17 protein-coding genes and 4 tRNA genes are annotated in these 24,173 nt (G+C 34.7%); 11 read left to right on the top strand and 10 right to left on the bottom strand.

All coding sequences use genetic code 11. The annotated features are described in order from the left end of the window. Positions 1-29: 29 nt before the first annotated feature. Complete coding sequence (locus ACRHOC_RS05785; protein ID WP_431157641.1) at positions 30-4,433, bottom strand: translocation/assembly module TamB domain-containing protein; 4,404 nt, start codon at positions 4,431-4,433, stop codon at positions 30-32. Positions 4,434-4,600: 167 nt separating this feature from the next. On the opposite strand from ACRHOC_RS05785, the gene tsaD reads away from it, so the two are divergent. The 7 genes from tsaD to ACRHOC_RS05750 all read left to right on the top strand — a co-directional run bounded on the left by tsaD (position 4,601) and on the right by ACRHOC_RS05750 (position 10,545). After that, the gene (tsaD, locus tag ACRHOC_RS05780) at positions 4,601-5,623 is read left to right on the top strand and encodes a tRNA (adenosine(37)-N6)-threonylcarbamoyltransferase complex transferase subunit TsaD (RefSeq protein ID WP_431157640.1); all 1,023 of its coding nucleotides are present in this window, start codon (positions 4,601-4,603) and stop codon (positions 5,621-5,623) included. A gap of 96 nt (positions 5,624-5,719) precedes the next feature. Further along, a complete protein-coding gene (locus ACRHOC_RS05775; RefSeq protein ID WP_431157639.1) occupies positions 5,720-6,346 on the top strand; it encodes a peptidylprolyl isomerase in 627 nt (208 codons plus the stop codon). 2 nt (positions 6,347-6,348) lie between these two features. Then, on the top strand, positions 6,349-7,059 hold the full coding sequence (locus tag ACRHOC_RS05770; protein WP_431157638.1) for a 16S rRNA (uracil(1498)-N(3))-methyltransferase: 711 nt from the start codon (positions 6,349-6,351) through the stop codon (positions 7,057-7,059). After that, positions 7,056-7,694 carry a DUF4159 domain-containing protein gene (locus tag ACRHOC_RS05765; RefSeq protein ID WP_431157637.1) on the top strand — a complete coding sequence of 213 codons (639 nt, stop codon included), beginning with the start codon at positions 7,056-7,058 and terminating at the stop codon, positions 7,692-7,694. Before ACRHOC_RS05770 ends, ACRHOC_RS05765 begins: the two co-directional genes overlap by 4 nt. 41 nt (positions 7,695-7,735) lie before the next feature. Continuing rightward, positions 7,736-8,233 (top strand): TrmH family RNA methyltransferase, encoded by a 498-nt coding sequence (locus ACRHOC_RS05760; RefSeq protein ID WP_431157636.1) that lies wholly within the window; start codon positions 7,736-7,738, stop codon positions 8,231-8,233. Positions 8,234-8,271: 38 nt separating this feature from the next. Continuing rightward, entirely contained in the window at positions 8,272-9,360 is a 1,089-nt protein-coding gene (locus ACRHOC_RS05755; protein ID WP_431157635.1) for an AI-2E family transporter, read from the top strand. 6 nt (positions 9,361-9,366) lie between these two features. Beyond that, on the top strand, positions 9,367-10,545 hold the full coding sequence (locus tag ACRHOC_RS05750) for a class I SAM-dependent methyltransferase (protein ID WP_431157634.1): 1,179 nt from the start codon (positions 9,367-9,369) through the stop codon (positions 10,543-10,545). On the opposite strand, the gene ACRHOC_RS05745 is transcribed toward ACRHOC_RS05750, so the two are convergent. The 5 genes from ACRHOC_RS05745 to ACRHOC_RS05725 all read right to left on the bottom strand — a co-directional run bounded on the left by ACRHOC_RS05745 (position 10,535) and on the right by ACRHOC_RS05725 (position 16,789). Next, a complete protein-coding gene (locus ACRHOC_RS05745) occupies positions 10,535-10,951 on the bottom strand; it encodes a hypothetical protein (protein ID WP_431157633.1) in 417 nt (138 codons plus the stop codon). The two genes, ACRHOC_RS05750 and ACRHOC_RS05745, sit on opposite strands and share 11 nt — an antisense overlap. A 110-nt stretch (positions 10,952-11,061) precedes the next feature. After that, positions 11,062-11,715, bottom strand: coding sequence for a ligase-associated DNA damage response endonuclease PdeM (gene pdeM, locus ACRHOC_RS05740; RefSeq protein WP_431157632.1), 654 nt, complete (start codon positions 11,713-11,715; stop codon positions 11,062-11,064). Next, on the bottom strand, positions 11,716-14,169 hold the full coding sequence (locus ACRHOC_RS05735) for a ligase-associated DNA damage response DEXH box helicase (RefSeq protein WP_431157631.1): 2,454 nt from the start codon (positions 14,167-14,169) through the stop codon (positions 11,716-11,718). After that, positions 14,166-15,755: an ATP-dependent DNA ligase gene (locus ACRHOC_RS05730; protein ID WP_431157630.1), complete on the bottom strand. Its 1,590-nt coding sequence runs from the start codon at positions 15,753-15,755 to the stop codon at positions 14,166-14,168. Before ACRHOC_RS05730 ends, ACRHOC_RS05735 begins: the two co-directional genes overlap by 4 nt. Then, positions 15,752-16,789 (bottom strand): ligase-associated DNA damage response exonuclease, encoded by a 1,038-nt coding sequence (locus ACRHOC_RS05725; RefSeq protein WP_431157629.1) that lies wholly within the window; start codon positions 16,787-16,789, stop codon positions 15,752-15,754. The genes ACRHOC_RS05730 and ACRHOC_RS05725 overlap by 4 nt, the downstream gene beginning before the upstream one ends. Positions 16,790-16,982: 193 nt before the next feature. Between ACRHOC_RS05725 and ACRHOC_RS05720 the strand changes: the two genes are divergently transcribed. From ACRHOC_RS05720 to ACRHOC_RS05710, 3 genes are all read left to right on the top strand, one after another. Further along, positions 16,983-17,066 (top strand) — tRNA-Ser (locus tag ACRHOC_RS05720). Between the two features lie 20 nt (positions 17,067-17,086). After that, positions 17,087-17,161, top strand: a tRNA-Pro gene (locus ACRHOC_RS05715). 31 nt (positions 17,162-17,192) lie between these two features. Further along, positions 17,193-17,266, top strand: a tRNA-Arg gene (locus ACRHOC_RS05710). Positions 17,267-17,312: 46 nt separating this feature from the next. Here the strand turns inward: ACRHOC_RS05710 and ACRHOC_RS05705 are convergent. The 3 genes from ACRHOC_RS05705 to ppgK form a co-directional block, all read right to left on the bottom strand. Then, complete coding sequence (locus tag ACRHOC_RS05705; protein ID WP_431157628.1) at positions 17,313-19,061, bottom strand: amidohydrolase; 1,749 nt, start codon at positions 19,059-19,061, stop codon at positions 17,313-17,315. A 15-nt stretch (positions 19,062-19,076) separates the two neighbouring features. Beyond that, positions 19,077-20,723 (bottom strand): amidohydrolase, encoded by a 1,647-nt coding sequence (locus ACRHOC_RS05700; protein WP_431157627.1) that lies wholly within the window; start codon positions 20,721-20,723, stop codon positions 19,077-19,079. Positions 20,724-21,120: 397 nt separating this feature from the next. Further along, complete coding sequence (gene ppgK / locus ACRHOC_RS05695) at positions 21,121-21,852, bottom strand: polyphosphate--glucose phosphotransferase (protein WP_431157626.1); 732 nt, start codon at positions 21,850-21,852, stop codon at positions 21,121-21,123. 122 nt (positions 21,853-21,974) lie between these two features. On the opposite strand from ppgK, the gene ACRHOC_RS05690 reads away from it, so the two are divergent. Further along, a tRNA-Pro gene (locus ACRHOC_RS05690) sits at positions 21,975-22,049 on the top strand. Positions 22,050-22,064: 15 nt separating this feature from the next. On the opposite strand, the gene ACRHOC_RS05685 is transcribed toward ACRHOC_RS05690, so the two are convergent. Next, the gene (locus tag ACRHOC_RS05685) at positions 22,065-24,119 is read right to left on the bottom strand and encodes an HD family phosphohydrolase (protein WP_431157625.1); all 2,055 of its coding nucleotides are present in this window, start codon (positions 24,117-24,119) and stop codon (positions 22,065-22,067) included. Positions 24,120-24,173: the final 54 nt, after the last annotated feature.

Here is a 24,173-nt window from a genome sequence, read left to right as displayed (position 1 = left end):
TTTTTATAAACCTCAAAAAATAAGCAGAATTAGGACTTAGACTTGGTCTTTTTTTTCTTCATAGACATATATTCTGGCATAAAAGAATCGTCGTTTTCGTCCTCTTTTTCTTGTTCTATGACCTTTTGTTTGTCTTTGCGATTTTTGCCAGAAAAAATAATTTGAAGGAGTTCTTTAAAAGTGTCAAACTCTACATTATAGGACAAACCAATTCCTTGAGTATAACCAATTTCTTCACCAAAGTTTCTGATAGTATTTTCCCTATTAAATACCTTGGCCCTAAAGGTACCATCTTCATTTAATAACCAATCGATTTGAACGTCACCCGTAATTGTAGTTTGCTGGGCACTTCCAAATGGTACGCCAAGTTTACCATTTACCAAGATCTTATCACTAATTTGAGTTTGTAGTGTAAGACCAAATCGATTATCTGTTTGCAATTCTGGTGTGTTCTCTCCCAACTCCACATCTATACCTACATTTAGGTTATCATTATCTCCACCAATGATATTATTTACAATTCCCGATAGACGCTCAGAAATTGTACCCGTAAAATTCACTCCTCGTATACCATTAGAAAAGCTTCCTGTACCTAGAAGTGTCAATGCCTGATTATTTCTTTCATCTTTTGAAGATAGCCTATAATCCAACTCCGATTTTACTGTTGACGATACATTTGGAAAGCGTAAATCAAAATCTGGTTGTGGTTGTTCTAAATCTCCAGTTAAATAGATATCAACCTCAACAGGAATACGTTGTGTAATAGGACTATCTAATAGTACTGATGGATTAGCTGTGGTCTTATAAATTGCTTTTAGATTAATCTCAGCACCCATCGGATCACCCTCCCAGACAATACTTCCACCGCGTTCAACCTCAAATTTTTTCTCAACAAATCCACCATATTTGAAATTATAGATCCCTTCAAAAACAGAGAAATCGCCCCACATATTAAATGTGCCGTTGGTATTTATTAAAAATTGTAAACCGCCTTCACCACTTCCTTTAATTGTACTTCCGGCTTCCTTATCAATTACAATCTCTATTATTGCATTTTGATTGACATTTAAATCAAAATCTAGTTCTAAACCTTTAACTTCAATTTGTTCTACAACCTCTCCATTAATACGTGCTTGTTTTTCTTTTGGTGTTAAAAAGTGTATAAATGAATTATCACCAAAACTCTCTGAATCGTTAAGGGGAATATTAAATACTGTTCCTGGCGCGGTACTACCAACAACCTTTATGACTAATTGATCTGTTGGTCCTTTTATAGTCGCATTTCCAGACACAAATCCGTCACCATAATACAAAGCATCTTCTTTCTCAATTGTATTTAGAACCAATAATCGATCTGTAGACAAGTCTAAACCTAATTCCCAATCTGAGAAGTTATTATGCTCAATAAACCCATTGAGGTAACCTTGTGAGAAGAATTTAGAATCGGTCATTGCTACATTGTTGAATATAAATTGCTGGTCTCTTAAAGTAACTTTAGAATCAAAGTCAAATCCGTAATCAACATTCAAGTATGGAATAGAGAGACCAGCTCTATCCAATAGTAACTCACCATCAATACTAGGCTTATTAAGATTACCTGATACTTTTGCGTTACCAGAAACTAATCCTCTAATATTGCTTATAACACCTTCACCCAACGGATTGAGTGGGTCGAGTAAAAACTCTTCAAAAACAACATCTAAATTGATATTTGGGTTATTAACAGATACATCTATAAAACCTTTAGCGCCAAAAGATTTTAGATTGTCATTTACTAGAGCGACATCTACACTATAATTGGTAATAGAATTATTCCCTTTTACCTTAGCATAAAGATTACCCAAATCATAATCATTTACAAAAAGACCAGATACTTCTAAATCAGATTTTGGAAGATATACACCATTAGTTTGCTCAATATCAATTTTACCATCTACAACACCTCTTAACGCCAAGCTATCTATTCTTGGTGTAATTTTCACAAGTTGAACATTTTTAAAATCAACTTCTAAGTTCTTATTACCACCATCATACAAAGAGCCTGAGACTAAGATCTCTTCTCTTCCTTGATTAATACTCAATGGAAAAATATCAAAGTTTTTAAAATCTCGATCAAAACGGATTTTATTTAAGGTGTCTTTTTCTGAGTTAATCTCCCATTCAAAATCTTTAAAAATCACATCTGATTTATTAAAGCCCACTACAGATTTATTCTGTTCGTCTATGGTGTAAAATAAATTGAGATTAAAATCATCTTGATTATCTGTACCACCTTTAAATTCGGTTTTTATAAGTAAGGTGTCACGTTTAGTAACATTAATCAATGTAAAGTCTGATACATCGTAAACACCAGTACTTAAACTATCTACCTCAATAAAGGTGTTGTAAATAGGATTGCTGTTGTCAACCGTTAGATTAATATTATTGGCAAAATATTTCTGGAATTTAATCTCGGGTGAATTAAACGTTAGATCAAAACCTCTTTCATCAGATTCAATTTTCCCTTCGATAAATGTATTTTTTCCTAGATATAGATCTTTATAGAATACAGCCGCAATCTTTGAATAAATATTAAATTTAAAATTAAGGTACTGTCCTTCCTCGACTTCGTTTGGAATATAATTTGTATAAATACTTCCTAATGAATTTTCAACCAGCTTTAGAATATCTTTAATCTTGTATTTTCCAGTAATTCTTCCACTTATAATATCAGGTGAATTAATTGCTAGGGTTCGCTTATCATCATCGAAAGTCGATATGATATCGAAATCTTCGAACCTGTATTCACCATCTTGATTCCTATATTTAGTGTTTTTAATATTTATTGCACCCGAGGCATTATCGTAACTAGAACCTAAAGCTGTCATTCTAACACGCCCTTTAAATTCTGAAACAGAATCTCTAGTTACAAAGTTTAGTACTTTAAGATTTGCATATTCAACATCTGCATTAAAGTCAAAGTTTTTAATTTCTTGAGAAAAATCAGCTAATCCGTTAAAATCTAGTTTTAGATTTGGATCATCTGCTTTGAGTAAACCATTGAAAATTTTATTCCCTAAATCACCAGATACCGAAATATTCTTGTAGTTATAATTATTATAGTTTAAACTAAAAACCTCTCCCTTAACATCTGTTCTTAGATTATCTATTCGGAAACCCTTGCCATCTAAATCCAAATTGGCTGAAATATTCTTAAAAGCTGGGTCATTAATTAAAACACCTATATCAAATTCATCGAAGACGACATTACCAATATAACTCGCGTCATCAATATCATCAAAATCAGTGATTTTTAAATCGGAATCAATAAGACCTAAATCTGTGTCTATTTTTATTTTTGCATCAACAGATGATTCTGTAATGTAAGATGTTCCTCTTATTCTAAAGTTTCCAATATTTGAGAAGATAGATGGAATAGATTTTCCTAAAATTCTTGGTAATAATGCCGTAAGATCGTCATAATTGGAAGCTAGATTCTGAAAGTTCCCGTTTAACGCAAAGGTGTCTGGTTCATTATTAAAAAGATTCTTAAATGTAATGTCTCCAATAATCTTTGTATTCCTAGTTGTACTTATATTTAAATTTGTGGCTACTAAATTATTGAGTGTACCACTCAGATCAGCATTGAGTGTTGCATTTTGATTTACACCAAATTCATCAAAAAATACATTGAGCTCAGTTAATGATACTTTTGAATCTTTAAAACTTGTAGTTACATTTACTTTATCTGTAAAATCTTTAAGATCTTCTCGATTGTAATCAAATCTTAGGTCACCTTTAAGTTCTGAGGCCTTGGTTTTAATATTTAAATCTCCAAAATTCATATGATTGAGTGTATACTCAAAATTGGCCATCAAATTCTCTACCCTTATACCCCTACTATCCTTAAAACTAAATTGATTGATCCTAGAACTTACATTAGGACCACTAATTAAAAAGTTGGTTGTGTTGGCTTCAAGCTCGCTAAAAACAAATACTTCTGGATCATCTAAGTTTTCATCTGTAAGTTTAAACACACCATTCTCAATAGATACATCACTAGAAGAAAACAAGAACTTACTCGGACCTTGCCTAGGGTTATCATCATCAAACCTCTCAACAAAAACATCCAAGTTAGTGTCAGTTTCACCTTCATAGGTTTTTAAATTAAACAATAAGTCCTCTATGTCAATATCACCGAAATTTAATTTACTGTTATATAAATTTTTAAAACTAATTATCGATGTATTGAGCTCTCCAATACTAATGAGTGTGTCCTTCTTATAATCACGGATTAGTATTTCTTTTAACTCAACATCACCATTCAATTGAAGTCCTACCTTACCGATATTTATATCAGTTTTAAAATCTTTGTTAATGGTCTCGGTAGCGTATTTACCAAGCTTTGTTTGTACTGCAGGAATTGCCAGAATAAGAAAAACAATAAGAAACAACAGCAGAATTATGCCAATTATTTTTCCTATTATTTTTAGTACGCGTTTAATTGAGTTAAAGCTTTATAATGATTGAATTCTAATTACCTTTGTATTTACAATACGTTGAAGGCCGTGCATTTAGATTATATCGGTAAAATTAACAATTATTGTGCCTAATTTCTGTTATGGAAAACGAAAATATTTACATCTTAGGAATTGAATCTTCGTGCGATGATACATCTGCTGCCATACTTTGTAACGACACCATTTTAAGTAATGTTGTTGCAGATCAAAAAATTCATGCAGAATATGGTGGTGTTGTTCCAGAATTGGCCTCTAGAGCACATCAACAAAATATTGTTCCAGTTGTACACCAGGCCATAAAGAAAGCAGGTATTTCAAAAGATCAATTAAGTGCTATTGCTTTTACAAGAGGACCTGGTTTAATGGGTTCCTTACTCGTTGGAACATCTTTTGCCAAATCATTAGCCTATGGATTAAATCTTCCCTTAATTGATGTAAACCATATGCAAGCCCATATCCTCGCACATTTTATAAAAGAAGATGGGCACTCTAAACCACCATTTCCTTTTTTAGCAATGACCATTTCTGGAGGACATACTCAGATTGTTAAGGTTTCAAATTATTTTGAAATGGAAGTTTTAGGCGAAACTATAGATGATGCAGTTGGAGAAGCTTACGACAAAAGTGGTAAAGTTTTAGGCTTGGGTTATCCTGCAGGACCAGAAATAGATAAGCGTGCACGGTTAGGAAATCCGAAAGCATACCAATTTACTAAACCAAAAGTAGAGGGTCTAAACTTTAGTTTTTCAGGATTAAAGACTGCCATACTCTATTTTGTACAGCGCGAAACTAAAGCTAATCCAGATTTTGTTAAAGACAATCTAAATGATATTTGTGCCTCAATTCAATACACTATTGTAGGCATATTAATGGATAAACTTAAAAAAGCCGTAAAGCAAACAGGAATAACTCATATTGCTATTGGAGGTGGTGTTTCCGCAAATTCTGGGATTAGAGAAGCTCTTAAAAATGCTGAGCAAAAACATGGTTGGACGACTTACATTCCAAAATTTGAATACACTACGGACAATGCCGCCATGATTGCTATCGTAGGATACCTTAAATATTTAGAAAAAGACTTTTCTGATTTTGATGTTATGGCCTCGGCGCGATTGAAAATATAAATTGTTAAAACATCTGTTGATAAGCCAAAAAGCTATTCTCCTATTTTGAGGATTAATTTTAGTTGTTTTGTGTACAAATCAATCATGCATTAACCAATGAAAAGACTTCTAATAACCATTTTCTTTTTACCTATAATTCTTGTTGGCCAAACAAAATTCGAAACAGAACTCGATTCAATAAAAACCTCAGAAGATGCCAAATCCTTTATAAAAGAAAACAAAGGCATTAAAGGCAAAGTCATTGTTTTTAATAAAGAGCAACATAAAACTGTACTTGCAACAGACTTGTTTAAATTGTCTAAAGGTGGAAAAAAAGTAGTGAAGTCTGAATATGATAATACCTATTACAAGGTCCTAGACAAGAAAAAAATACCACATAACCGTGTAAGCTATATCTTTTTGGATGGTAATAAATTATCACAAGGTGAGATCAGCGCAAAACGCAATCGTATAATTAATCTTTATAAGAAAGGTTATCGTTTTGAAGATTTGGCCAAAATGCATTCTATGGATAGAAATGCAAGTCGCGGTGGTGATTTGGGGTGGTTTGAAGATGGCAAAATGCACCAAGATTTTGAAATGGCTGTAAAATCGCATGGTGTAGATGATATCTTTACCTTAGACATTAAAGGTAAAAACTGGTATTATGTTATTCTAAAAACATATGACACAAAAGATATAGAAGAAATTACTGTTCTACGATTTACTGAAGCGAGACCATAATAATGCAATTATTCTACAACCCTAATATTAATGACAAAAACGACATCTTTAATTTTGATAAAGATGAAACAAGACATATTGTAAAAGTCTTGCGTAAAAAGGTCGGAGATACAATTCAAATTACAAATGGTGAAGGTTGGTTGTTTAAAGGGGAGCTAATTGAAATTGGGAACAAACAATCATCAATTAAAATAATTAACAAGTCATTTCACGAACCAAAACCGTATAAGTTGCATTTGGCCGTGGCACCCACTAAAATGAACGATAGGTACGAGTGGTTTCTAGAGAAAGCAACTGAAATTGGTATACAAAGCATAACACCTATAATCTGTGACAACAGCGAACGCAAAGTGATAAAACGCGATCGTTTTGAAAAAATCATTCAGTCTGCGATGAAGCAGTCGTTACAGTACTACCTGCCTAAATTAAATGAGACGACACCTTTCAATAAGTTCGTAACTGAAACAGATGTTAAGCAAAAGTTTATTGCACATTGCGAGGAAACTGATAAGGAGTCATTTAAAACTATTTTAAAGGGAAATCAAGACTGTCTTATTTTAATTGGTCCTGAAGGCGATTTTAGTGTTAAAGAAATCCAAGAGGCACTTCAAAATAATTTTATTCCAGTAACTTTGGGTAACACAAGATTAAGAACCGAAACTGCTGCAGTAGTAGCCTGTCATACGGTAGCCTTAGTTAATGAATCTATATGAAATATTTAGTTGTTCTTGTTGGTTTAATTGTATCCATTGGTCACTCTCAAGAAGTAGCCGTTTTAAAGTACAAAGGAGGTGGTGATTGGTACAGTAATCCTACAGCTCTACCAAATTTGGTAAAATTTTGCAATGACGAGATCAACACTAATATTAAAGAAAACGTACAAACCGTAGAGGTTGGTAGTATTGATCTATATCAATATCCTTTTCTACACATGACAGGTCATGGTAATGTGTTCTTTAGCGAGGATGATGCTGATAACCTAAGGAAATATCTCTTATCTGGTGGTTTCCTTCACATTGATGATAACTATGGAATGGAACCTTATATCACAAAAGAGCTAAAAAAAGTATTTCCTAATAAAGAGCTTCTAGAAATACCTAAAGATCATCCTATATTCTCTGTTGCTTTTGATTTTCCTAATGGCTTGCCAAAAATCCATGAGCACGATGGTAAAGCACCACAAGCCATGGGTATTTTTCATGAAGGTCGATTATTATTGTTATTTACTTTTGAAAGTGACTTAGGTGATGGCTGGGAAGACCCAGAAGTTCATAATGATCCTGAAGATATCAGAGAAAAAGCATTACAAATGGGTGCGAATATTGTAAAATATGCCTTTGAGAATTAAACCTACCCCATCGATCCATTTTTAAATTAAGTTTTCAATAGGTGCAACTCACACATTATACCAGTCATTTTAAACAACAACAATTTCCTATTGTGCTTATTTGTGATAATGTCACTAATGCTCCAAATATTGGAAGTTTATTTAGAATCGCTGATGCGATGGGTATTGAAAAATTAATTTTTTGTGGTGAAAACATTCCGATAGGAAGACGCATGACAAAAACTTCTCGATCTACTGAAAAGTACATGCCTTATGAAGTACATGAATCTATTGCTTCTCTAATCGAATCTTATGCATCCTATCAGTTAATTGCTCTCGAAATAACAGATGAGAGTAAACCACTTGAAACTTTAAAAGTCGAAAACAATAAACCGGTTGCTTTAATCGTGGGTAACGAAAATTTTGGAATTAGTGATGGGGTTTTGAAGCAATGCAATGAAGTGGTACATATAGATATGTATGGAAAAAATAGTAGTATGAATGTTGTACAAGCTACTAGTATCGCATTATATGCTATTACAAATCAACTTAAATCTTAGGATTTGTCTTGATGAATTTAATTCAGCATCTTTGAGTTATGAATTCTAAAATCATTGCCAACGGAATTTTAAGAGCGCTCGCCATTATAATCGGTATCGCACTACTGCTCTATTTTCTCTATAAAATTCAATCCGTAATTGTTTACATTGCTGTAGCCGCAGTAATCTCCCTCGTTGGAAGACCAATTGTGCTATTCTTAAGGCGTCGTCTTAAATTCAAAAATACCTTTGCAGTAATCGTTACAATGGTCCTTTTTGTAGGTTTATTTATTGGTTTAATAGGTTTGTTCATACCATTAATTGCAGAACAAGGACAAAATTTGGCATTATTAGATATTGAGCAATTACAATACAATATTCAGGATTTATACAATCAAGTTGTTGCTTACTTTGAATTTAATAATATTGATGTTGAACAATCGATAAAGGATTCTGGTTTATTGTCAAAATTAGATTTTGCTTATATACCTGAGTTCCTCAATAATTTTGTTAGCGGTCTAGGTAGCTTTAGTATTGGGTTATTTTCGGTATTATTTATTTCATTTTTCTTTTTAAAAGACAGTCTATTGTTTGAAAATGGTATTCTAACTTTTGTTCCTAATGGCAATGAATCGCGTACAAAACGTTCCATTTCTACAATTAAGGACTTACTGTCGAGATATTTTGTTGGTCTCATTTTTCAAATACTCATCTTATTTGTGATCTACACAATCGTTCTTCTTTTATTCGGCATTAAAAATGCAGTTGTTATTGCGTTTTTATGTGCACTTTTAAATTTAGTGCCTTACGTAGGTCCATTAATAAGTGGATTCCTTATGCTACTATTAAGCATGTCGAGTAATCTTGGAGCAAGTTTTAGTGAAGTCATATTACCAAAAACTACCTATGTGATGATAGGTTTTATTATTGCACAACTAGTAGATAATTTCTTTAGTCAACCTTTTATCTTCTCCAAAAGCGTAAAATCGCATCCTTTAGAAATATTTCTAGTTATTATAATCGCTGGCATTCTCTTCGGTATTGTAGGAATGATCGTTGCTGTGCCATCATATACAGCGATAAAGGTAATTTTAAAGGAGTTTTTATCAGAATATAAACTCGTTAAGAATTTAACTAAGGACCTATAAGATTTATTGGATAAAGCCATTTTAAATAATGATATTCAAGAGTATATCAACTCAAACCTTAAGACTGATGTTGCTGATTTAGTACTTCGTGGTATGGCCTTCGAAGCTGTTGAAGCCAAGGAAGTAATAGAGCAAATTGAAGCAAAAAAAAAGGCTGAAAAAAAATTACCAACTTGGTATAATACCTCAAACATTATCTATCCAAATAAGCTTAATATCGAGCAGACCTCTTCAGAAGTGACAGCATTATATAAGTCCCATTTAGTATCAGGGAAACGTCTAATTGATTTAACTGGAGGCTTTGGAGTAGACTGTTATTATTTTTCTAAACAAATGGATGAAATTTTCCATTGTGAATTAAATAATGAGCTTTCCCAAATAACGAAGCACAACTACCAAATATTGGGTAAAACCAATATAACGTGCCTTAATGAAAATGGAATTGAAGCCCTAAAAAGAATGGATCAGCAGTTTGATTATATATATCTCGATCCTTCAAGAAGAGATTCGAATAGAAAAAAAGTATTCCTTTTATCAGACTGTACACCTAATGTAAAAACATTTCAAGGTTTATTTTTAAAATATGCAAAACACGTCCTCATAAAGACCTCTCCACTATTAGACATAAAGGCAACTAAAAACGATTTAAACCATGTGAAAGAACTTCATATTGTAGCTGTTAATAATGAAGTTAAAGAACTGCTCTGGATTTTAGAAAGAGAATACAATTCCGACGTTAATATCAAAACAGTTAACATCACAAAAAAGGAGAATCAGACTTTTGAATTTAAATTGGAGGATGAATCTAATGCGCAAGTTGAATTCTCATCACCATTAAATTATTTGTACGAACCAAATGCGTCTATTTTAAAGGCAGGTGCCTTCAACACTGTAAGCGGTAAATTAGGTGTTTACAAGCTTCACAAACATTCTCATCTTTACACCTCAGAAGAGCTCATAGAATTTCCTGGCAGAAGCTTTAAGATTGAAAAAACAATACCCTACAATAAAAAAGCCTTAGCAAAAGAAAGAATAGATAAGGCAAATGTAACCACTCGCAATTTCCCTTTAACTGTAGGTGATTTAAGGAAAAAACTAAAGATTAAAGATGGAGGTCAGTTGTATCTCTTTTTCACCACCAACCTAGAAAATGAAAAGATTATAGTAATCTGTTCTAAAATGTAATGGTATCGTAAGATTCAATTGTATTATCAGGTCCAATTACAATCTCAAATCCCATACATGTACTCATTTCTAAAATCACCTTTTCATCGTTAACCAAAGGTGTGCTGTTTGATACAGCAAATAATACCTCACCTTCCTCAAACTCATTCCAAGATGTGGTTACACCAGGATCTATACTCGTAATGGTTACTTCTGCAATACCGTCTGCATTTACTACTTGTAAATCAACAGTTATTGTTCCGTTATTAATTAATCTTGTAATTGGTAAATCTCCAGTACAATTAAGTTCAGAAACATTGAAGTTATTTTCTGGATTGGTTATAGATTCATCTATTGGCTCTGCAATACATGCTTTAAAAATTAGGGCAACACCCAAGAATGGGATAAATCTAAGTAGGCTTTTCATTGGTTAATAATTGCATTATAACTTCTCGAGTTATAACAGATTTGGAAGACAAACATAGTAAAAAAATTCAGAATTCATCGATAAAATGTATTTTTTATTCGACAAAGTGATTATTTCTGAAATCTGAATAGCTCAAATTCAGTAAATGCATAGCATATTGCGCCTTCTGGAATATCTCTAGTATTTAGGCCAGTAAATAGACTAAAAGCAGGTAGAATTAGCTGATTTTTTGTGATCTGATAACATGGCAATTTTAGTCTTTGCTTACCTTTACCTCTTAATAAGACACCTGGATGTGTATGACCGGAAATCACAAATTCTCCCTTGTTATTTTCTTTTGGTTCGTGAAGAAATTTAAAGGGATTTAAGGCTAAATGAGTAGTAACCTCAATATTTAAATCGTCCATTAAACGCTTAGATTGTCTATCGTGGTTACCTTTTATTAATATCAATTTTAAATCGGGAAATTGTGTGAGCCAGTCCTTAAAAGTTGACATATCACTATTACGCTCTGCATGGAATAAATCACCAACGATTAAAAGTGTCTTGGCATCAAAATGAAGAATGAGTTGTTGCAAGCGTTCTAAGTCCTTTTGTAACACATCATCTGGCATCGGAATTCCATGTTTTCTAAAGTGTGCTGTTTTACCAATATGGATGTCTGACAATATTAGAGCGTTTTCGCGTTGCCAATACAAGGCACGTTGATTAGTAAGAATTAATTCCTCATTTTTAATCCTGATATGTTCGGATACAATCGTCAATTAGTCAATCTTAAAAGCTTGTTCTTTAATACGTTGAATACGTTTATCTAAACTTTCATTACTCATGGTACCTCGTAAGCTATCCACCTTCAATGGGAAGCTCAAAGGTGTAAAAGACTTTGCATGTTTTACAACAATCTTACTCTTTGAAATACGTTCAAAAGCCTGCTGTAACCTTGCCTCTTCCAACTGTTGATTAAACACCTCTGTATAGGCTTGTCGTAATAACAAATTGTCTTGTTCATAATCCTCTAAAACTCTAAAGATAAGTCCAGATGAGGATTGTAAACTCTTGTTATTCTTACGTGTTCCTGGTTGGGATTGTACCACCAAACCTGCAATTACAGCAATATCTCTAAATTTTCGTGATGCCATTTCAGAAGCATTAATACTTGCAATAACATCATCCATTAAATTGTCTTTACTTAATAAGGCTTCTATATTGGACTCATCTACTGGAATAGGTTGATCGCTTAACAATTCAAAGCCATAGTCATTCATAGCTATGGTAAAGGTCAATTGTTTCAGTTTACTAATCCGATATGCCATCAATGCCGAAAACACCTCATGTACCAAACGGCCTTCAAAAGGATACATAAATAAATGATGACCATCCTTTGTTTCGATTAACTCCACCAAAAACTCGTCAGCTTTAGGTATGTGTGAGTGTTCGTCTTGTCGAGATACCAAAGGATTTAAAAATCGTAGTTCTTTTTCCAAACGCCCTGGTTGTAAGGCGTCTGATAGCTTCAATCTTAAATAATGACTTAAGTGCGATGTCAAGGGCAAGCGTCCGCCTAACCAACTTGGTGAAACGGCTTTCTTAGCCTTACTTCTTCGCACTAATACTGTCATGTCTTTAATCTGAACCAACTCCAATATTCGACCTGCCAAAATAAAGCTGTCACCAGGTTTTAATTTCGAAATAAAGAACTCCTCAATCATACCAATATAGCCACCAGACATGTACTTCACCATCACATTTACTTCACTAACAATTGCGCCAATATTCATGCGATGTAACATGCTAATCCGTCGACTTTTCACCTTATATAAACCGTCTTCATCCAAAATCACCTTATGGAATTCTTCATAAGAATTTAAAGTCTTTCCACCTTTTGTAATAAAGTGTAAACACCATTGCCAATCATCTTCTGTGAGATATTGAAAGGCATGGATCTGCTGAACACGTTGAAATAATTCACTTGAATTAAAGCCTTCACCAACACCCAAGGTGACCATGAATTGCACCAAAATATCGAAGGTTAATACCATTGGATCTCGAGATTCAACCTGCTTGTCTTTTACCGCTTCTTTCAAGGCAGAGACTTCCACCAACTCTAAAGAATGCGTAGGAATAAAATAAATCTTCGAACGCTCAAATGGCGAATGACCACTGCGTCCGGCGCGTTGCATAAAGCGTGCAACACCTTTAACAGAACCAATTTGAATCACACAATCGACAGGTTTAAAATCCACACCTAAATCCAAAGACGATGTACAAACTACGGCCTTTAAATAACCCGAAGCGATATTATCTTCAATCCAATTTCTCAGTTTCTTATCTATAGAACCATGATGTATGGCTAAAAGTCCTGCTAATTCTGGTTGTGCATTCAATAAAAGTTGATACCAAAGTTCTGCTTGCCCTCTTGTATTCGTAAAAATTAAAGTCGTTGTATTAGATGCTATAATCGGAAGAATTTTATCTACCATATTGGCTCCCAAATGACCAGCCCATGGCAATACCTCAATTTCATCAGGTAAGACCGAAATAATGTCTAATTTCTTTTTTTGCTTGGCCCTAACCTGAGTTACTTTTAAATCTGAATATGGCAAAAGCACATGCTTGGCTTCTTCAAGATTACCAATTGTCGCTGTAATTCCCCAAATTTTTAGCTTTGGCGAATAATATCTCAATTGCGAAATCGCCAATTCAGTTAACACACCACGTTTATTTCCTATTAGTTCATGCCATTCATCAATGGCAACACATTTGACATCTTTAAACCATCTGGAATTCTTTTTCTGAGAGAACAGCAGATGCATGGTTTCTGGTGTTGTCAAAAGCACATCTGGCATTAAGCGTTCCTGCTTGCGCCTTACTGCAGTTGGTGTGTCGCCATTTCTTACCTGTACAGACCAATCTAAACCTATATCATCCACAGCTTCTGTCATGGCCTTAGCTAAGTCTTTAGCCAAAGAACGCAATGGACTAATCCAAAGTAATTTTAAGCCTTTAGGATACTTATCTGGATGATTCAAATAATCAATAACAACACCTAAAAAAACAGAAAAGGTTTTACCAAAACCCGTTGGTGCGACCACCATACCCGAATAGCCGTTAGCATAGCGTTGCCAGGTCTGCAATTGGAACGGAAAGGGTGCATGACCTTTTTCTGCCATCCAATTGTTTATTATACGTAGGCCTTCACTTTCTCTGAACTGACTCAAGGTGCGGTTATTAGTTGTTTTACAGTTTCTATAGTATCTATTTCATCCACAGGTTTGTCTTTTCGCCATCTGGCAATACGCGGGAATCGTAAGGCGACTCCTGATTTATGACGGTTGCTTAATGCAATACCTTCAAAAGCAATTTCAAAAACAAGTTCTGGCTTAACAGTTCTTACAGGTCCAAAACGTTCAATAGCATTTTTATTAACCCATTGAGAGATCTCTGTAATCTCTTTATCCGTTAAACCTGAGTATGCTTTTGCTACGGTTACTAAAGCATCATCTTTTTTAACGGCGAACGTATAATCAGTATACTTGGAACTTCGTCTACCACTACCCTTTTGGGCATAAATCATCACAGCATCTATAGTTAAGGGATCAACTTTCCATTTCCACCAATCGCCTTTTTTACGACCTGTATGATATGGTGACTGCTTCATCTTTAGCATTAAGCCTTCGCTATTAATAGCTCTTGAATTATCTATGATGGCATGAAGTTCATCCCATTTTTTAAAATCCACCAGAAAAGACAGCTTGATATGCTCTGGTAAGGCCACTGAATTAAATAAAGATTCTAAACGTTTACGACGGTCAATAAAAGCAACATCACGTATGTCATCACCATTGTATTCCAAAATATCGTAAGCCTTAAACCCAACCGGAACTTCTTCTAAAAGTTTCTTGGTCACATTCTTACGATTAAGTCGTTTTTGTAAATCGTTGAATAACAACACATCATTATCTTTCATCGCCAGAATTTCACCATCGATAACAAAGTCATCCTTAAAATTCAGCATGGCTTCTACCAATTCAGGGAATTGCTTGGTTACTAATTCCTCGCCACGCGACCAGATATAGATTTCATTATTACGTTTTACGATTTGTCCACGGATACCATCCCATTTTTGCTCAACGATCCAGTCCTCTGGCTCACCCAATTCTGGTAATTCCTTCTCTAAAGCATAAGCCAAACAAAAAGGATAGGGTTTAGAATTATCATAGTTGATGTGTTTCCCATGAATGAGTTCTTCAAAGGTTATCGAATCGAGATCCCAATTACCGATAATACTGTGCATCAATTGATTGGCGTCAATATTTGTCAATTTAGCTAAGGCATTAACCAAGGTTTTTTTAGACACACCAATACGGAAACTTCCACCTATGAGCTTATTAAAAATCAATCGCTCTTGTTGGTCCAAACCAGACCAAGCTTCAAGAACAAAGGCTTTTTTATCCTCTTCAGATTTTGGTTTTAGAGCTTTGAGTTCAGTCATCCATTCGTGTAAGGATAAATCGAGTTTATGTGTTGGTGTTGGTAATAAGAGTGCCATGGTTTCTCCTAAATCACCTACAGTGCTATAACTTTCTAAGAATAACCATTCTGGTAATTTTGTTATTTCCATACACCATTCTCGCATTAGACTCGTTTTTACAGGCCGTGATGGTCGCTTACCTGTAAATACCGCAATGAGCCAAAGCTTATCCTTATCAGGTGCAACTTTAAAATAATTAACCAAAGCTTCAATTTTCGCATTGGTTTTATTGGTGATTTCTATAGCACTGATTAGATTAGAAAATAGCTTCATTCGGCAGTCACTTTATCGGTTTCTGCTTCTGCTTTTGCAAGCGCTTCATCTCCGTATTCTGTGATTAACTCGTCTGCTTTAATACCTATTTCATTCAAGTACTTTGAAAAAACGGCTTGGGAACCATGTGTGACGTAAACTTGTTCTGCTTCTGATGCTTTCACAGCATCAATTAATCCATTCCAATCGGCATGATCACTAACAGCAAAGCCAGCATCAACAGCCTGCCATCGTCTATTCCCTCTAATTTGCATCCATCCTGAACAAATGGCAGTTGCTGGATTTGGTAAACGTTTTAGCATTCGAGATCCTAAAATTGCTGGTGGTGCAATAATGATTTTATTCTGAAGTGTTTTCTTATTTAAATCTGCCGACCATAGTTTAGTTTCTGGAAGTTTAATTCCTGAGCCAGAAATAGCCTTATTTAAATTATGAATAGAACGATGTACATAGATATCATCACAGCCATCCAATAAAGACATTAAGCGTTGCGCCTTACCTAAGGAATAGCCAAGAAAAACAGAGGTTCTATGATTTTCTTGATTCGTTTTAACCCACGATTGCAACTCACTTTGTAAATCTTCTTCGGATTTCCAATTGTAAATGGGTAGTCCGAAGGTACTTTCAGTAATAAAGGTATTACACTTTACAGATTCAAAAGGTGTTGTTATAAAATCAGGTTGCGTTTTATAATCACCCGTAAAAACCACCACATAACCATTATACTCTAAACGTATTTGTGCTGAACCTATGACATGACCTGCTGGATGAAAACTTACCTTAACCTCATTAATTGTACGTTCCTCTCCATAAGGAATACTTTCAATCTTAATGTCTGCACCTAAGCGATGCTCTAAAATGGCCTTTGAATCATCAGTACATAAATACCGTTTCATTCCCCAACGTGCATGATCAGCATGCCCATGAGATATGATAGCATAGTCAACCGGATACCAAGGATCTAAATAGAATTTACCTTGCGGACAATATATTCCTTTTTTGGAGAATTTGATAAGTTGTTTTTCTGTTGACATAGCAAAACGAAGCTATTGAAAATGTTAAAAAAGCCATAGTAAAATTACGTTAAAGTTTCGTTTTCAATTTTATACTGAATTGTATCATGAAATTATTCTATATATTTTAAAAAATTGAATAATTTTTTTGCGTTCTTTAATATGTTAAGTTACATTTGCATCCGCAATTTTAAGAAACGTTCTTATAAATTTAGGAGAGGTGCCAGAGTGGTAATGGAGCAGATTGCTAATCTGTCAACGCGTAAGTGTTGCCCGGGTTCGAATCCCGGTCTCTCCGCATTAAAATGATAACTAATTCGGGGTGTAGCGTAGCCCGGTTATCGCGCCGCGTTTGGGACGCGGAGGTCGCAGGTTCGAATCCTGCCACCCCGACTTTACGAATTTCAGAGTTTAACTCTTGAAGGGTCGCGTAGCTCAGCTGGATAGAGCATCTGCCTTCTAAGCAGACGGTCACAGGTTCGAATCCTGTCGCGATCACAAAAAGCCTTACTAGAAATAGTAGGGCTTTTTTTGTATCCTATTGTTAATCCATAGATTTTTTATACACAGTTGTGCCTTCTTTAATAGTTTCCGTCACATATAAATTTTGAAGTTCTGAAGGTTCTATTTTTAATGGGTTTCTATCTAATATTACAAAGTCTGCAACTTTTCCTTTTTCGATAGTTCCTTTTGTATTTTCTTCAAAATGTTGGTATGCTGCCCAGTCTGTAAGAGCTTTTAGTCCTAAATAAGCACTGACTCTTTCATCAGGTCCGATAATCTGACCGCTTCTTGATGCTCTAGTAACCGTCGCTGATAATACGCGTATAGAGCTCGGTAATGCTACTGGAGCATCGTGATGGCTTGTAAAGCGCAACCCTTTTTTATAAGCAGTATTTGTAGGCGATATTTTGTAAGCTCGCTCTTTTCCTAATACCGAATTTACGTGATAATCTCCCCAGTAAAAGGTGTGCATCGGGAAAAATGAAGGCCATATTTTTTCTTCTACAAAACTATCCAATTGGTCTTCTCTAGCGGTTTGAGCATGTATAATGATGGTTCTACGATCGTCATTACCAAATTCGGTATTTGCTTTTTTTACAGCTTTAATGTATTGGTCAATGGCGGAATCTCCATTACAATGTGCCATGATTTGCAAGTTATTTTCATAGGCATCGGCAACATGTTTATAGGCTTCCTCATCGGTCATACTTTCATACCCATGATAATCTTTTGGTTCGCCACTAGGTACAATATGATAAGGGTGCGATAACCATGCCGTTTTTCCTTGTGGGGAACCGTCAAGATTTAATTTTACACCACCTACTCTATACTTATTGGTATATGTTTTTCCTTGGTATTTAGAATCGGCACCTTTTCTATTGCTCAGTATATCTACATACGAAACAATATCTAATAGTAAGGCGTCTTTTTCTGCCGCACGTTCCATAGTATCGGAACCATCAGGTGTGCTCCGACCTTCTTGTGCTGTGGTATAACCAAATGACGCGTAAAGTTCCTGCCCTTTTACAAGCATATCATCTTGTAATTCTGGTGTTATATTTGGAAGAACTCCAGTTAATAATACCATAAAATGAGCCACTTCCTCTAAGACACCATTAGGCTCATTACTTCCGGAAATACGTCGTATTTTACCTCCTTTTGGATCTTCGGTCTCAACGGTATAGTTCACTAAATCAAGACCTTTAGAATTTACTACAGATAAGTGACCAGATTGATGTATTATAATTATGGGTATCTCTGTAGAAATGGCATCTAGATCTTCTTTAGTAGGGTAGCGGTCTAATTGTGAATCGTCATACCCAAAACCGATGGCCCATCCTGTTGTATTAATAAAGTCTTGATTTTTAGCAATCCAATCTGTGAGAATCTGCTGTAAAGCTTCAACGCTATTACCATCGCCATCAGGAGCGGGTAGTAGGTTGGCCGAGACCGCCTGAAGGCCTACGTTAAATACATGGCCATGACCATCTATAAATCCTGGTAGCATGGTCCGACCTTCTAAGTCTACTAGGTCTGCTTTACCTTCAAAGCGGGCTAAAGCATCTGCTTTGGTACCAGTAAAGATGATTTGACCTTCACGTTGAACAACAGCCTCAACATATTTTGGTTCTTCTCCAGCCATAGTAACGATATCACCACCATGGTACAAGGTCTGTTGAAGCTTGTAAGGTTCTGCAACAGGAGTTGATTCTTTTTCTTTAGAATTATTATTATCGCAACTTAAGCTTAATAATACAAGGGCTAATAAAATATATTTCAAATGTTTCATATATCTAAGTATTAGTTATTTTCCTTTTAAGTTATTGGATTTAATAATATTAAAATTACCCTCAAAAACTGTAGCCAGCACTTTTAAATCTTTAATTTTCATAGGATCTATTACAAATGGACTTTTATCCAAAATCACAAAATTAGCTCGTTTTCCTACTGCTATAGATCCTATTTGCTTTTCTAAATTAAGCGTACGAGCAGCATCAATGGTTATAGCACGCATGGCATCGTAAACTGAAATACGCTGATCTTGTGAAAAAGCACTGTTTTGTGAAGTAACCCTATTAATTGCTGTCCATGCCAAGGTTAGAGGTTCCATAGGAGCCATCGAAAAATCTGAATGGAAAGAAACAGGCACATCTCTTATGACTAAACTATTGATCCGCACCAAGTTTTCTCCACGCTCTTTTCCTAAACCAACTTCACTGTATTTATCAGCTAAAGCCCATAGATAATATGGATTAACAGATCCTTCAACACCCATTTCTGCAATTTGTTGTGCCATATCATCTGTAAAATAACCCATGTGGTGTAAGGTAAATCTGTGATCTTTTCTTGGTTTTCTTTCGTGATCTTTAACTAAATAATCTAAAACTTGTTGTATACCCTTATCACCGTTTGAATGCACGTGAATTTTGAAGTCATTATCCCAATATAAACTAATCTGTTCTTGAAATAAGTCTAGAGGCGTCATCCACTCGCCATTGTGCCCATCTTCATAATTTTCTTTCATTTGCATTGCTTGGCTGTAAATTGCCCCATCAGAAAAAAGTTTCACTTGTTTTGGTAAAAAATGAATATTATCTGTGCTATATGTGCTCTCTAGAGTCTCCATGAAGTTCATTGCCTCTTGGTTACCTCCTTTCATCGCGAACAATTGCGTTCCACTTGGAATTAAATACACATCATATGGAGGATTTTTCTCCATTTCCTTCTTAAGAAGGGCCAACTCACCATCAAAATCTGAACTCGGGAAACCAGGTTCAGCAATAGTCGTAATACCGTTTTTTTGAATTAATTGTGTCATCATTCCAAGACCTTCCATATACCTCTTAGGCTCCAACATTATAGGTGCCATTTTAGGAACGAGAGCTAACCAACCCCCTTCATAAAAATGTCCCTTTTCCCATTCGACTTGTGGATTTCCCGTGAATTCATTCTCAGTGATTCCTAAAAGGGCAATTGCGGCATCGTTCAAATATATTTCATGAAAAGAGCGGTGAATAATACCGACTGGTTTCTCTTTGGTGATCTCATTAATCAAATCTCTTGATAAATCCCCATGCCATAATTGATGGTAGCCCCATATGAAATACATCTTTCCTTCTTCTGCATTATTATTGATAGAGTTGGTAATACGCTCCATGTAAGCCTCATGACCTGTCACCCCTTTTTTAATTCCATTTGGAAGGACCCAATCATATGGCGCAATGATTTCATTGGGTAACATGGTAGCAGCTAGCGATGGATGTACATGCGGTTCCACAAAACCAGGCATTAACACCTTTCCTTTTAAGTCATGTTTTTTAGCAGCGGGAAATTTGTCAAGTGCATCTTCTTTATCACCTACAAAAACTATGTATTCATTTTCTGTAACGATCGCTTCCACTATGTTTAGATTGTCACCATGCATCGTAATGATGTTTCCTCCTGTAAACAAAGTCTGTCTAGTTTTATTTTCATTATTGATAGATGACTGTTTATTTTGTTTCTTTTCAAACTGACAACTAATAAGAAATATAGAGGAGAGGATTAGAAGTATTTTGGAAGTTTTCATATTTCACAGATTATCATGTAGATAGTTAAAATCATACATTATGTTTAACAAATTTAATAAATTATTAAACAAAATTAATCATTTGTGATAATTTATGATACATAATTAGATTAAATAGAGCCAAGTATCTCACTGGATTATTAGAGGATAGAATACATACCATTCAGACGTATAGCACATTTAACTAATAGGGAGACATTCAGGTTCGAATCCTGTCGCGATCACAAAAAACCTTACTGTTTTATAGTAAGGCTTTTTTGTTTTCTTTCATTAAGGTTATCTACTTCGCTAAAAGTGCGGCCCCAAGAATGCCTGCATTATTCTGATATGTTGCCGGTATTACTGGTGTATTAATGTTTATTTGATCTTTAAATTCATCAAACTTTTTACTTGCTCCACCACCAATTATTATATAATCTGGTGAAAACAACTTCTCAATCAAACGTAAAAATTTGTGTACACGCTTTCCCCATTCTGTATACGACAGATGATACCTTTTCCGTGCTGAATTTGCCGCATAATACTCAATGCGTTTATATTTTTTATATGGAATGGAACCCAACTCAAAATTTGGAATTAATTCACCATTGTAAAATGCACCTGATCCTATACCTGTTCCAAGTGTAATCATAAATACTAAACCAGATTTACCCTTACCAGATCCAAAGGTCATTGTTGCTAATCCCGCTGCATCTGCATCGTTAGCAACATGGAATTTTAATCCAGTACGTCTTTCGAAAAGTTCTTCAACATTGACACCTCGCCAACTTTTATGAATGTTTACACTAGTATGTGCGATACCGTGTGTCACCAATGCTGGAAATCCACAACCTACTTTACCCTTCCAGTTAAAGTGTTCAACAAGTTCAGCGACTTCATCAGCAACATCAGAAGGTTTTGCGCCTTCAGGCGTTGGAATACGATGACGTTCTGTTACCAATTCTCCAGTTTCTATATTAACAATAGCTCCTTTAATTCCTGAGCCTCCTATGTCAATACCAAGTAATTCCATGGTAGATATAAGTTTTAAATCATTAGTTTCTGACCGTAAATATAACTGAAATGATTTTTTTACTTTTTGACTTCGTTATTCTCACGAATTATTTGAGAAAAATTTATCTTAGCTAGCCTAAACGGGATGTGGCGTAGTCCGGTTAGCGCACTCGGCTGGGGGCCGAGAGGTCGCTGGTTCAAATCCAGTCATCCCGACAAATTTCATCTTTATTATTCTGGGTACTCTATTCTTAGGTGGTATATATTAGCAAGCTTATGCTTTAATACCTTCTTTATTGCTTGAATTTCCTTAAACGTAATGTTTGCATTTAGAAACTGTCCTGTCTCCATTTGCTTGTTTACAATATTCTCAACAAAGTCATTGATTTTTGAACTTGTTGGTTCTTTAAGACTTTTTGAAGCCGCCTCTACACTATCACACATCATTAAAATGGCTGTTTCTTTACTAAACGGAATTGGTCCTGGGTAAGAAAACTCTTTATTATCAACATCTTCCTCGTTCTGAGACTTTTCACGCATATAAAAATAATATACCAAACTCGTACCATGATGGGTTCTGATAAAATCGATAACTCTATCAGGAAGATTATTCTTTTTGGCAATCTCTATTCCATTTAGTACATGATCTATAATGACCTTAGCACTTTCAGTGTTGGATAATTCTTCATGTGGATTTACACCGTTACTCTGATTCTCAGTAAAAAAGGTTGGATTTACCATTTTACCAATATCATGATATAAAGCTCCTACCCTAACCAGCATCGCATTGGCTCCAATTTCATTAGCCGAAGCTTCAGCAAGATTTGCCACATTTAAAGAATGATGAAATGTCCCTGGAGCTCTATTAGATAGTTCTTTTAAAAGCTTTGTGTTGGTATCGGAGAGCTCTAACAAGGATACATCTGAAACCAATCCAAATATCTTTTCGTAGATGTAAATTAGAGGTTGTACAAAAAGAGTTGCTAATCCACATAGTATAAACAGTCCGAAAGTTTCCCATTTTAAATTAGCGACTTGTCCTTCATGTATTACAAAAAAGGCAAAGTATGCTATTATATAAATAAATGTGATTTGGCCTACAGAGATAAATAGATTCGCACGCTTATATAATTCTGAAACCGTGAGAATGGTCACAATACCAGCAATAATTTGTAGAAACATATATTCATAACTATTAGGCACAATAAAACCTAATAAGAGTACTGTCAATACATGTGCAAACAAGCCAAGCCTAGCATCAAAGAATGCTTTTAGTACCAATGGTAAGATACACAAAGGCACTATGTAAATATACTGGGAATTATAGTTAATTATTAAGGTGGTTAATAGAACCATTAAGGCTATATTAAAAAATATGAAAGTGACCTTAGTATTGTTCTTAAAGACCTCAATGCGATACTTTCTTAAAAATAAGAGTAACATCAATAAGGCAAGTGCCACGAGCAAAGTATATGCAAAAAGAACCCAATTATAATTTGCAGTATTCCAAACTTGAGACTCATACTCCGACTTCAAAGAATTTAATATTACAAATTGCTCGTCTTCAATAACTTGCCCTTTTGAAATTATAAGCTGATCTTTATCTATGCTCCCTCTAGTAGGCGAGACTTTTTGCAATTCTTCCTCTAAGGCCTTATCTGTAAGAATAGCATTAAGCTTAACATTGGGTTGAATAATATCAAAGAACAATGAAATCATCTTGTTTTTATCATTGACAGAAATATCGGATCCAAAATGAATTTCTAAAGTAGGTCTTAACCCACTTATTTTAAACAAGTCGTTATATACCAGCTCTTTTTGGATTTCATTTTCATAAACCAAATTAACAGGCCGTTCCTTATCATAACTATACTCGGTATCTAAAACACCATTATTGTAGAGTCTATCAATTAAATTTTTACCAGATTTATATAGATTAGTATTTCTATAGCCTATAAATAAAGTATCAGAGAAGACTTTGTTATAGTTATCAAGGTATTTATTTGTTACATTTTCTTTTATTGCAGGATCTATCTCAAAAAATATAGGGCTGATCTTTCTAAGTTCAGTTTGTTCATTTTCAATTTCTTCTTGAGATTTTTTAATCGCAAAATTAAATGGCGCATAGAGATTCTCAGATTGCCATGGTTTTCCCTTTTCAAAAGAATATCTAAATTTTCCGGTTTTTGGGAATAGATATACTATAAATAATGTTGTAACTAAAAACAACAATATTTTATAGACAAGGGCATGATTTTTATACCATTTATTAAGAAGTACATTCATATGCTATCAAATGTAATAAATATTAGAAATTAAGAGCTTCATCTGAGGCAATAC

This window comes from Winogradskyella poriferorum, assembly GCF_050618035.1.
In the GTDB taxonomy this organism is placed as follows: Bacteria; Bacteroidota; Bacteroidia; order Flavobacteriales; family Flavobacteriaceae; genus Winogradskyella; species Winogradskyella poriferorum_A.
Note: the sequence above shows the minus strand (reverse complement) of the source record. Positions and strands in the feature narration are given on the sequence as shown.